Raw genomic sequence first — 11480 nt, forward strand, 5'->3', positions numbered from 1 at the left:
CGTCTATAATCAGCGCCCCACACAGAGGTAGAACATGACTGTAACGACTTTTTCCGAACTTGAACTCGATGAAAGCCTGCTCAATGCACTTGAGAGCAAAGGCTTTACACGCCCGACCGCCATTCAGGCAGCGGCCATTCCGCCTGCGCTTGAGGGCCGCGATGTGCTCGGTTCTGCGCCAACCGGCACCGGTAAAACAGCAGCCTACTTGCTGCCTGTCTTGCAGCATCTGATCGATTTCCCACGTAAAAAATCAGGCCCGCCGCGCATTTTGATCTTAACGCCAACGCGCGAGCTGGCGATGCAGGTTGCCGAACACGCGCGCGAGCTGGCGGCGAATACCCATCTGGATATCGCCACAATCACTGGCGGCGTTGCGTATATGAACCACGCCGAAGTGTTCAGCGAAAACCAGGATATCGTGGTCGCCACCACGGGCCGTCTGCTGCAATACATTAAAGAAGAGAACTTTGACTGCCGTGCGGTAGAAACCCTGATTCTCGACGAAGCCGACCGTATGCTGGATATGGGCTTCGCGCAGGATATCGAACACATTGCGGGCGAAACGCGCTGGCGTAACCAGACAATGCTGTTCTCCGCCACGCTGGAAGGGGACGCAATCAAAGACTTCGCCGAGCGCCTGCTGGAAGACCCGGTCGAAGTTTCTGCCACCCCGTCAACCCGCGAGCGCAAGAAGATCCACCAGTGGTATTACCGCGCGGATAACTTCGAGCACAAAGTTGAGCTGCTCAAGCACCTGCTGAAGCAGGAAGATGCTACCCGTACCATCGTCTTCGTGCGAAAGCGCGAGCGCGTGCACGAGCTGGCTGAGCTGCTGCGTAACGCCGGGATCAACAACTGCTACCTCGAAGGCGAGATGGCACAGATTAAGCGTACCGAAGGCATTAAGCGTCTGACCGAAGGCCGCGTCAACGTGCTGGTCGCAACGGACGTTGCGGCGCGCGGCATCGATATTCCGGACGTGAGCCATGTGATTAACTTCGACATGCCGCGCAGCGGGGATACCTATCTGCACCGTATCGGTCGTACCGGTCGTGCGGGCCGCAAAGGGACGGCGATTTCTCTGGTCGAAACGCATGACCATCTGCTGATGCTGAAAATTGGCCGCTACATCGAGGAGCCGCTGAAGTCGCGCGTTATCGCTGAGCTTCGCCCAACCACGCGTGCGCCAAGCGAAAAAATGACCGGCAAGCCGTCGAAGAAAGTGCTCGCGAAACGTGCCGAGAAGAAGAAAGAAGAGAAAGAGAAGCCGCGCGTTAAGCAACGCCACCGCGATACCAAGAACATTGGTAAGCGCCGTAAGCCAAGCGGAACGCCGCCAACGTCGCAAACTGAAGAGTAAAAAAAAGCCGGGTCTTAACCCGGCTTTTTTATTTCAGCTCCCGTGACTCAAAGCCTTACAGGCTTTCAGTAAAGGTACGCGCAATAACGTCGCGCTGCTGTTCTGGCGTCAGAGAGTTGAAGCGTACCGCGTAGCCAGACACACGAATGGTCAGCTGCGGGTATTTTTCAGGGTGCTCAACCGCATCCATCAGCGTTTCACGGCGCAGGACGTTTACGTTCAGGTGCTGACCACCTTCAACGCGAACTTCTGGTTTAACTTCCATCGGAATTTCACGGTATTCAATTTCGCCCAGCTTGTTGACCGGAACGATTTCGTCTTCTGCAAAACCCGCTTTTGCTACTACACAGCGCGCTTCGCCTTTCTCGCTGTCCAGCAGCCAGAAAGAGTTGAGCAGATCGTCGTTTGCAGCTTTAGTAATCTGGATACCTGTAATCATGTGATGCCTCCCTAGGCTACATTAACTGGTGTCGGCCTCACGCGGCCAATTGGTAAAACCATTGTTGCTTGTGTGTATATATATCAGTCAGGCACCCGGCATTCATTGATTTAAATCAACAAAAACACCAACCACATAAAGAGTGTGGTTTGAATTTATTGTTTTAGATCAATTTAACCCAGTCAGAATCTCAATCATTTTTGTATTTTTTCAAATTAAATTTAATGACTTAGGGACATTTTCCGCGAGGATTTTGCTCGCCGGGCGTAAACGGGTAAGCTAGGCGCAGATAAAATTCGCAGGAGAGCGAGATGACGACCCCTTTGACATGGCACGACGTGCTGGCCGATGAAAAACAGCAGCCCTACTTTGTAAATACGCTTAGCACCGTGGCTATGGAGCGCCAGTCAGGCCAGACGATTTACCCGCCGCAGAAAGATGTGTTCAACGCCTTCCGCTATACCGAACTGAATGACGTAAAAGTGGTTATCCTCGGGCAAGACCCCTATCACGGCCCGGGTCAGGCGCACGGTCTGGCGTTCTCCGTGCGTCCAGGCGTTGCGATCCCGCCCTCTCTGTTGAACATGTATAAAGAGCTGGAAGGCACCGTTCCCGGCTTTACCCGTCCAAACCACGGCTACCTTGAAAGCTGGGCGCGTCAGGGCGTGCTGCTGTTGAACACCGTGCTGACCGTGCGCGCAGGCCAGGCGCACTCTCACGCCAGCCTAGGCTGGGAAACTTTTACGGATAAAGTGATAAGCCTGATCAACGAGCACCGTGAAGGCGTGGTGTTCCTGCTGTGGGGATCTCACGCGCAGAAGAAAGGGGCGATCATCGACCGCCAGCGTCATCACGTGCTGAAAGCACCGCACCCGTCCCCGCTGTCTGCACACCGCGGTTTCTTTGGCAGTAATCATTTTGTTCTGGCGAATGAGTGGCTTGAAAAACGCGGCGAGACGCCGATTGACTGGATGCCCGTACTGCCGGCAGAGAGTGAGTAAAAAAAAGGCCGGGTCAGGCGATAGCGCCCCCCGGCCCGTTCAAGGCTTACGCCTTATTCTGACGCCACCATTCAGCCAGCAGTACGCCGGTTGCAACGGAAACGTTGAGACTTTCGACATTGCCCGTCCCGTCAATGGACACGCTCAGGTCGGCGCTCGACAGCGCTGCCTCAGACAGACCGTCGCGCTCCTGACCCAACACCAGCACCATCTTGCGCGGCAGCGTCGCTTTAAACAGCGGCGTACCTGCGTGGCTTGAGGTGGTGACGATGGAGTAGCCCGCTTTGCGGAACTGCTCGATGGCGTCCAGAACGCTCTCGCCGGTGATCGGCTGAACGTGCTCGGCACCGCCTTCCGCGGTACGGATAGCCGCACCGGATTCCAGCAGCGCAGCGTCCTGCAACAGCACGCCTTTCACGCCGAAGTGCGCGCAGCTGCGCATCATCGCGCCGAGGTTGTGCGGGTTACCGACGTCTTCCAGCGCCAGCACGCAGTCGTCGGCGTCCGCCTGGCTAACCCACTGCTGAACGGTGGTTCCGTTACGCTTTTTGATCAGGAAGCACACGCCGCCGTGGTGTTCGGTGCCGGACGCTTTGGTCAGTTCGGCATCATCAACCACGTGGTAGGCTTTGCGGTTTGCCGCCATCCAGCGCAGGGCTTCTTTGAAGCGCGGGGTGACGCTCTGAATAAACCAGGCGCGAACGATACACTCAGGACGGCTCTGGAACAGGGCCTGGCACGCATTCTCACCGTAAACGCGGGTCTCTTCCGCACGCTGACGACGCAGCACTTCAGGGTCGATAAAGCTCTTACCGCTGATACCGCCGTGATCGGCTTTTTCTGGCGTTTCGTCGCCCGGCGCGCGGGACACGGTACGCCATGGGGATGAACCCTCGCGTGAGAAGTCATCGCGTTTGCGATCGTCACGCTTACGGTCATCACGTTTGCGGTCATCACCGCGGTTATTTCTGTCATCGCGGGCGGGGCGACGGCCACCGTCTGCACGAGAAGAGGCCGGACGCCCGCCACCTTTTCCGGTACGCGGATTTTGGGTGCGTTTGTCGGAATCCTCATCACTGCGGACATACATCACTTTGACCTTGCCGCTTTTGTTTTTTAATTCGTCGTTCATGCTTTTCTCCACCAGCGCTGCGCGAAGCGCGCAGATTACCCGATGTGCAAGCTCATAGCCATTATTTCGTACAAAAGCCTGCGACTATTGTTCTCATTGAATAAAACGCATTGTCGTTTCAAACAGGCTCATTGATAATGTGTAACATATTGGAAACAAAATCGGCATAGTGCCGCTCTGTCCCACTGCTCTATCAGAGGTTAGTTATGAATACCGTATGTGCCAACTGTCAGGCTCTTAACCGCATTCCAGAGGACCGGATTGATGATGGTGCGAAATGCGGACGTTGCGGTCACGAGCTGTTCGACGGCGACGTTATTAACGCGACGGACGCTACGCTAGACAAACTCCTCAAGGACGATCTGCCGGTAGTGGTTGATTTCTGGGCGCCGTGGTGTGGCCCGTGCCGTAGCTTTGCGCCCATCTTCGAAGATGTCGCCGAAGAGCGCAGCGGTAAAATGCGTTTTGTAAAAGTGAACACCGAAGCCGAACGCGAGCTGAGCGCCCGTTTCCGCATCCGCAGCATTCCCACCATTATGATTTTCAAAAATGGTGAAGTGATAGACATGCTGAACGGCGCCGTGCCGAAAGCGCCGTTCGAAAGCTGGCTCAACGAATCTCTGTAACAATAACGGGGCGCATCTTGTGCCCCGTTCCTCCCTCTGCGAAAATGGCGTTTTTCCTGCATTTCGCCCATGACTGATAACGCCGTACTTAAATTACGCGCCGAACGCCTCGCGCGTGCGACCCGCCCTTTTCTTGCTCGCGGCAACCGCATTCGCCGCTGCCAGCGCTGCCTGCTGCCGCTGAAGGTGTGCCTGTGCGAAACGCTGGCTCCCGCCGACGCGCGTAGCCGCTTTTGCCTGGTCATGTTCGACACCGAGCCGATGAAGCCGAGCAATACCGGTCGTCTGATTGCCGATATTCTGCCGAATACCGCCGCATTTCAGTGGTCGCGCACCGAGCCGCCGCAGGCGCTGCTCGATCTGGTCGCCAGCGATGAGTATCAGCCGATGGTCGTTTTCCCGGCCTCCTACGCCGGCGAGAGCCGCCAGGTGCTTTCCGTGCCGCCATCGGGCAAACCGCCGCTGTTTATTATGCTGGACGGCACCTGGACCGAAGCACGGAAGATGTTCCGCAAAAGCCCTTATCTGGATGCGCTCCCGGTGATTTCTGTCGATCTTTCCCGCGTGTCGGCCTACCGCCTGCGTGAAGCCCACGCCGACGGCCAGTACTGCACGGCAGAGGTCGCTATTGCCCTGCTGGATTTGGCGGAAGATACCGCTGCCGCCGCCGCGCTGGGCAGCCATTTTTCCTGCTTCCGCGAACGTTACCTGGCAGGAAAAACGATTCATAAGGGTAGCGTCACAGCAGACGAAGCAGAAAGCGTTTAAAATCATCAGGTCACTCGCATTAACAGGAGACCTGCATGAGTCAGCGAGGCCTGGAAGCGCTACTGCGCCCTAAGTCCATTGCCGTAATCGGCGCGTCAATGAAACCCGATCGCGCAGGTTATCTGATGATGCGTAACCTGCTGGCCGGCGGGTTCAACGGCCCCGTGTTACCCGTCACGCCCTCCTGGAAAGCCGTTCAGGGCGTGCTGGCCTGGCCCGATGTTCAAAGCCTGCCCTTTGTGCCGGATCTCGCCGTGCTCTGCACCCATGCGAAACGCAATCTGGAGCTGCTTGAGTCGCTCGGGCAGAAGGGATGTAAAACCTGCATTATCCTCTCCTCGCCGCCTGAACAGCATTCCGACCTTCTTGCCTGCGCCAGCCGCTATCAGATGCGCATTCTCGGCCCTAACAGCCTCGGTTTACTTGCCCCCTGGCAGGGCCTGAACGCCAGCTTCTCTCCGGTGCCGATCCGTAAAGGCAAGCTGGCTTTTATCTCCCAGTCGGCCGCAGTATCCAACACGATTCTCGACTGGGCGCAGCAGCGCGAGATGGGCTTTTCGTACTTTATTGCGCTCGGCGACAGCCTGGATATCGATGTCGACGAGCTGCTGGATTTCCTGGCGCGAGACGGTAAAACCAGCGCAATCCTGCTCTATCTCGAACATTTAAGCGATGCGCGACGCTTCGTTTCTGCCGCGCGTAGCGCTTCGCGTAATAAGCCGATTCTGGTTATCAAGAGTGGCCGCAGCCCGGCGGCGCAGCGCCTTTTGCATTCTCATTCAGGCATGGATCCCGCCTGGGACGCCGCCATTCAGCGTGCGGGTCTGCTGCGCGTTCAGGACACGCATGAGCTTTTCTCCGCGGTGGAAACCCTGAGCCATATGCGCCCGCTGCGCGGCGAGAAACTGATGATCGTCAGCAACGGTGCAGCACCGGCGGCACTCGCCCTGGACGAGCTGTGGCTGCGCAACGGCAAGCTGGCGTCGCTCGGTGAAGAGACTCTCCAGCGGCTGCGGGACGCGCTGCCGCCCAGCGTTTCGCCCGGCAACCCGCTGGATTTGCGCGATGATGCCAGCATTGAGCGGTACATCAAAGCCATCACCCTGCTGCTGGACAGCCAGGATTTTGACGCGCTGATGATTATTCATTCACCGAGCGCCGCAGCGCCCGGAAGCGAGAGCGCGCGAGCGCTGATTGACGCGGTTCGCAATCATTCGCGCGGTAAATACGTCACCCTGTTAACCAACTGGTGCGGAGAATTTTCCTCGCAGGAGGCCCGGCGGCTTTTCAGCGAGGCGGGGCTTCCAACCTACCGCACGCCGGAAGGCACCATCACGGCGTTTATGCACATGGTGGAATATCGCCGCAACCAGAAGCAGCTTCGCGAAACGCCGGCCTTAGCCGTCAGCCAGACGGCAAACTCCGTGGATGTCCGTAGTCTCCTGCTGCGCGCAATCCAGGACGGCGCGACGTCCCTGGATACCCACGAGGTGCAGCCGATACTCGGCAGCTACGGGATGCAGACCTTGCCCACCTGGATTGCCAGCGACAGCGCCGAGGCCGTGCATATCGCCGAGCAAATTGGCTATCCGGTTGCCCTTAAGCTGCGCTCCCCGGATATCCCACACAAGTCGGACGTTCAAGGGGTGATGCTCTATTTGCGTACCGCCGCGGAAGTCCAGCAGGCGGCAGACGCGATTATCGATCGCGTGAAAATGGCCTGGCCGCAGGCGAGGATCCACGGGCTGCTGGTTCAGAGCATGGCCAATCGCGCCGGGGCGCAGGAGCTACGGGTGGTGGTTGAGCACGACCCGGTATTCGGCCCGCTTATCATGCTCGGAGAAGGCGGCGTTGAATGGCGCCCTGAAGAGCAGGCCGTCGTTGCCCTGCCGCCGCTGAACATGAACCTGGCGCGCTACCTCATTATTCAGGCGATTAAGAGCAAAAAAATCCGCGGGCGTAGCGCGCTTCGTCCGCTGGATATCGCCGGTCTCAGCCAGTTTTTAGTGCAGGTTTCAAACCTGATTGTCGATTGCGCTGAGATCCAGCGGCTGGATATTCATCCGCTGCTGGCCTCCGGGAATGAGTTTACGGCGCTGGACGTTACGCTGGATATTGCGCCCTTCGACGGTGACAACGAAAGCCGGCTGGCGATCCGCCCCTATCCTCTTCAGCTTGAAGAGTGGGTGGAGATGAAAAACGGTGAACGAGTGCTGTTTCGCCCTATCCTGCCGGAGGATGAGCCCCAGCTGCGGGTGTTTATCTCGCAGGTGACGAAAGAAGATCTCTATTATCGCTACTTCAGCGAAATCAACGAATTTACCCACGAAGATTTAGCCAACATGACCCAGATCGACTACGATCGTGAAATGGCGTTTGTTGCCGTGCGTCGCGCCGAAGCAGATGAAGAGATCCTGGGCGTGACGAGGGCGATTTCGGATCCCGATAACGTGGACGCTGAGTTTGCCGTGCTGGTTCGTTCCGATCTTAAAGGCCTGGGTCTGGGTCGGCGGCTGCTGGAAAAACTCATCACTTATACGCGCGATCACGGATTGTTACGTTTGAATGGCATTACTATGCCCAATAATCGCGGCATGGTGACGCTGGCGCGGAAACTTGGTTTTGACGTTGATATCCAGCTGGATGAAGGCATTGTTGCCCTGACGCTCAGCCTGAACCCAACGGATAAACACGAGTAAGCTACTGGAAATGTTAACCACTTTGGACGGCACTGGTGGTATCATTGTCCGCTTATGTTGTTTGCCTGGTACAGACAACCCTTCAATGAAACAGAGAAGAAACGCACTGTGATGTTGTCAAAATTTAAGCGTAATAAACATCAACAACACCTTGCTCAACTACCGAAGATTTCTCAGTCAGTTGATGATGTAGAGTTCTTTTACGCTCCCGCTCATTTTCGGGAGACGCTTCTGGAAAAGATTGCCAGCGCCACGCGACGCATCTGCATCGTGGCGCTTTATCTTGAACAAGATGAAGGCGGACGCGGGATCCTGAACGCGCTCTATGAAGCGAAACGTCTTCGTCCAGAGCTTGATGTACGCGTGCTGGTTGACTGGCACCGCGCGCAACGTGGACGTATTGGCGCAGCGGCGTCCAACACCAATGCTGACTGGTACTGCCGTACGGCCCAGGAAAACCCGGGCGTTGATATCCCGGTTTACGGCGTCCCCGTGAATACGCGTGAAGCGCTCGGCGTGCTCCATTTCAAAGGTTTCATCATCGATGACAGCGTCCTGTACAGCGGCGCCAGCCTGAATGATGTTTATCTGCATCAGCTCGATAAATACCGCTACGATCGCTACCACCTGATCCGCAATCCGCAGATGGCCGACATCATGTTCAACTGGGTGGATAAAAACCTGGTGCATGGTCGCGGGGTCAACCGTCTGGACGATCCGCACCGCCCGAAAAGCCCTGAGATTAAAAACGACGTGCGCCTTTTCCGCCAGGAGCTGCGCGACGCGGTTTATCATTTCCAGGGCGATGCCAGTAACGATCAGCTCTCCGTGACGCCGCTGGTTGGGCTGGGTAAATCGAGCCTGCTGAATAAAACCATCTTCCACCTGATGCCGTGTGCCGATGAGAAGCTGACGATCTGCACCCCTTACTTCAACCTGCCTGCGGTGCTGGTGCGTAATATCATCCAGCTGCTGCGCGACGGGAAGAAAGTGGAAATCATCGTGGGCGATAAAACGGCGAACGACTTCTACATCCCGGAAGATCAGCCTTTCAAGATCATCGGCGCGCTGCCATATCTCTATGAAATCAACCTCCGTCGCTTCCTGAGTCGCCTGCAGTATTACGTGAACACCGACCAGCTGGTTGTTCGCCTGTGGAAAGATGAGGACAATACCTATCATCTCAAAGGGATGTGGGTAGACGACGAGTGGATGCTGCTGACCGGGAATAACCTGAACCCTCGCGCCTGGCGTCTGGACCTGGAAAACGCCATTCTGATCCACGACCCGCAGCACGAGCTGGCGGCGAAGCGCGAGCGCGAACTGGATCTGATCCGCACGCATACCACCGTAGTGAAACATTATCGCGATCTGCAGAGCATTGCCGATTACCCGGTGAAGGTTCGCAAGCTGATTCGCCGTTTACGCCGGATCCGCATCGACCGTCTGATTAGCCGTATCCTTTAAGATCAAGCCCTGTCAGTGACAGGGCTTTTTTTATGGAGTAAACCGTGCGTATTCCACTTCTTCTGACCACCCTGTGCCTCACCGGATGTAGCCATATGGCTAACGATAGCTGGTATGGTCAGGACAAGGCTCAGCATTTTCTCGCCTCAGCCATGCTGTCTGCCGCAGGCAACGAGTACGCACAGCATCAGGGATACAGCCGGGATCGCAGTGCGGCAATCGGCTTTATGTTCTCTGTTAGCCTCGGCGCATCCAAAGAGCTTTGGGACAGCCGCCCGGCAGGCAGCGGCTGGAGCTGGAAAGACTTTGCGTGGGATGTCGCCGGAGCAACCACCGGCTATGCCGTGTGGCAGCTGGCGCATTACTAAAGTCGAATCCCCTTCCCTTTGCGGTGCAGCATCAGCGAAACAATAAATGCCAGCGCCCCCATTACGGTCACATACCAGAAGAAGGCTGTCTCACTGCCCAGTGATTTCAACGAGAGCGCGACGTACTCGGCGGATCCGCCAAACAGCGCGTTAGCCACGGCATAAGACAGCCCAACCCCAAGAGCGCGAACCTGTGCCGGGAACATCTCGGCTTTCAGGATCCCGCTAATTGAGGTGTAAAAGCTCACAATAACCATCGCCAGCATGACCAGCGCAAATGCCGCATACGGGGAAGAGACATGCTGAAGCGCGGACAAAATGGGTACGGTACAGACGGCGGACAGGCCGCCAAAAATCAGCATCGACGTGCGTCGACCAATTTTATCGGAGAGCGCCCCGATAAGCGGCTGAATGAGCATAAAGACGAACAGGGCAACGGTCATCACCACGCTGGCGACGTTTGCGTGCATCCCCGTCGTATTCACCAGATACTTTTGCATATAGGTGGTGAAGGTATAGAAGCTCAGCGAGCCGCCGGCAGTGAACCCCAGAACCATCAGGAAGGCTTTACGGTTACGCCACAATCCTTTTAACGAGCCAGCCTCTTTTAATGCCCGGACTTCTTTTTGCGAGGTTTCATCCAGTTGGCGACGCAGCCAAAGCGCGACGATTGCCAGCACAGCCCCCATCGCAAATGGAATGCGCCAGCCCCAGCTGTGAAGCTGTTCATCCGTCAGGATCTGTTGAAGAATGACGACGACAAGGATAGCCAGAAGCTGACCGCCGATGAGCGTGACGTACTGGAAAGAGGCGTAAAAACCCTTCTTCCCTTCCAGAGCAACTTCACTCATGTAGGTGGCGCTTGTTCCGTATTCGCCCCCGACCGACAGACCCTGGAACAGCCTGGCCAGCAACAGTAGCGCGGGTGCCCACGTGCCGATAGTTTCATAGCCCGGCAGGCAGGCGATCACTAACGATCCGAAGCACATCATGCACACTGAAATCAGCATTGACGTTTTGCGTCCGCGACGATCCGCGATGCGGCCAAACAGCCAGCCGCCAATAGGCCGCATCAGGAAACCTGCGGCGAATACCCCTGCCGTCTGCAGTAGCTGAGTGGTTGTATTTCCCGTTGGAAAAAAGATGTGTGCGAAATAGAGAGAACAGAAGGAATAGACATAGAAGTCAAACCATTCAACAAGATTCCCTGACGAGGCGCTAACGATGGCCCATACCCTACGGCGGGTATCACTGTTAGCCAGCGTCCCGTGTGTTGTGATGCTTTCTGTCATTTTAATAATGCTCCTGCCATAAACGCTGGCGTATCGGGCACGTATCGCCCAAATTGCTTCGTAAATGAAATGTTATATTTTTGTTATATTTAACATTGAGAGCAAGATCACAGATTTAATTAGCAGGATAAGGGATTAAGATAAAAGCCATAAATGCAAAAAACCCCGCACCTTCCGGTACGGGGTTTTTCTTGATTGATGCCTGGCAGTTCCCTACTCTCACATGGGGAGACCCCACACTACCATCGGCGCTACGGCGTTTCACTTCTGAGTTCGGCATGGGGTCAGGTGGGACCACCGCGCTAAAGCCGCCAGGCAAATTCTG

At 56.3% G+C, this 11480-nt stretch carries 10 protein-coding genes and 1 rRNA gene; 7 read left to right on the forward strand and 4 right to left on the reverse strand.

What is annotated here, in order from left to right:
- Positions 1–34 precede the first annotated feature (34 nt).
- On the forward strand, positions 35–1363 hold the full coding sequence (srmB, locus tag AB6V08_RS21155) for an ATP-dependent RNA helicase SrmB (RefSeq protein ID WP_368544762.1): 1329 nt from the start codon (positions 35–37) through the stop codon (positions 1361–1363).
- Between the two features lie 55 nt (positions 1364–1418).
- Here srmB and grcA read toward each other — a convergent pair whose 3' ends face one another.
- On the reverse strand, positions 1419–1802 hold the full coding sequence (gene grcA / locus AB6V08_RS21160) for an autonomous glycyl radical cofactor GrcA (protein ID WP_234671410.1): 384 nt from the start codon (positions 1800–1802) through the stop codon (positions 1419–1421).
- Between the two features lie 311 nt (positions 1803–2113).
- Here grcA and ung point away from each other — a divergent pair, with 311 nt between their 5' ends.
- Positions 2114–2803 carry a uracil-DNA glycosylase gene (gene ung, locus AB6V08_RS21165; RefSeq protein ID WP_368544763.1) on the forward strand — a complete coding sequence of 230 codons (690 nt, stop codon included), beginning with the start codon at positions 2114–2116 and terminating at the stop codon, positions 2801–2803.
- 46 nt (positions 2804–2849) lie between these two features.
- Here the strand turns inward: ung and AB6V08_RS21170 are convergent, their stop codons facing one another.
- A complete protein-coding gene (locus AB6V08_RS21170) occupies positions 2850–3935 on the reverse strand; it encodes a tRNA/rRNA methyltransferase (RefSeq protein ID WP_368544764.1) in 1086 nt (361 codons plus the stop codon).
- Positions 3936–4141: 206 nt separating this feature from the next.
- On the opposite strand from AB6V08_RS21170, the gene trxC reads away from it, so the two are divergent.
- The 5 genes from trxC (at position 4142) to AB6V08_RS21195 (ending at position 9863) form a co-directional block, all read left to right on the forward strand.
- Positions 4142–4561, forward strand: a complete 420-nt coding sequence (gene trxC / locus AB6V08_RS21175) for a thioredoxin TrxC (RefSeq protein ID WP_368544765.1) — start codon at positions 4142–4144, stop codon at positions 4559–4561.
- 69 nt (positions 4562–4630) lie between these two features.
- On the forward strand, positions 4631–5329 hold the full coding sequence (locus AB6V08_RS21180) for a tRNA-uridine aminocarboxypropyltransferase (protein ID WP_368544766.1): 699 nt from the start codon (positions 4631–4633) through the stop codon (positions 5327–5329).
- A 35-nt stretch (positions 5330–5364) separates the two neighbouring features.
- Positions 5365–8028: a bifunctional acetate--CoA ligase family protein/GNAT family N-acetyltransferase gene (locus AB6V08_RS21185; RefSeq protein WP_368544767.1), complete on the forward strand. Its 2664-nt coding sequence runs from the start codon at positions 5365–5367 to the stop codon at positions 8026–8028.
- Between the two features lie 111 nt (positions 8029–8139).
- On the forward strand, positions 8140–9495 hold the full coding sequence (pssA, locus tag AB6V08_RS21190; RefSeq protein WP_368544768.1) for a CDP-diacylglycerol--serine O-phosphatidyltransferase: 1356 nt from the start codon (positions 8140–8142) through the stop codon (positions 9493–9495).
- Between the two features lie 44 nt (positions 9496–9539).
- Positions 9540–9863, forward strand: a complete 324-nt coding sequence (locus tag AB6V08_RS21195; protein WP_368544769.1) for a YfiM family lipoprotein — start codon at positions 9540–9542, stop codon at positions 9861–9863.
- Here AB6V08_RS21195 and AB6V08_RS21200 read toward each other — a convergent pair.
- Both AB6V08_RS21200 and rrf read right to left on the reverse strand, forming a co-directional pair.
- Positions 9860–11155, reverse strand: coding sequence for an MFS transporter (locus AB6V08_RS21200; protein ID WP_368544770.1), 1296 nt, complete (start codon positions 11153–11155; stop codon positions 9860–9862). The genes AB6V08_RS21195 and AB6V08_RS21200 overlap by 4 nt on opposite strands.
- Positions 11156–11355: 200 nt before the next feature.
- Positions 11356–11471: ribosomal RNA gene (rrf, locus tag AB6V08_RS21205) — 5S ribosomal RNA — on the reverse strand.
- Positions 11472–11480 lie beyond the last annotated feature (9 nt).

The organism is Enterobacter soli, assembly GCF_964208575.1.
Classification (GTDB): domain Bacteria; phylum Pseudomonadota; class Gammaproteobacteria; order Enterobacterales; family Enterobacteriaceae; genus Enterobacter; species Enterobacter soli_A.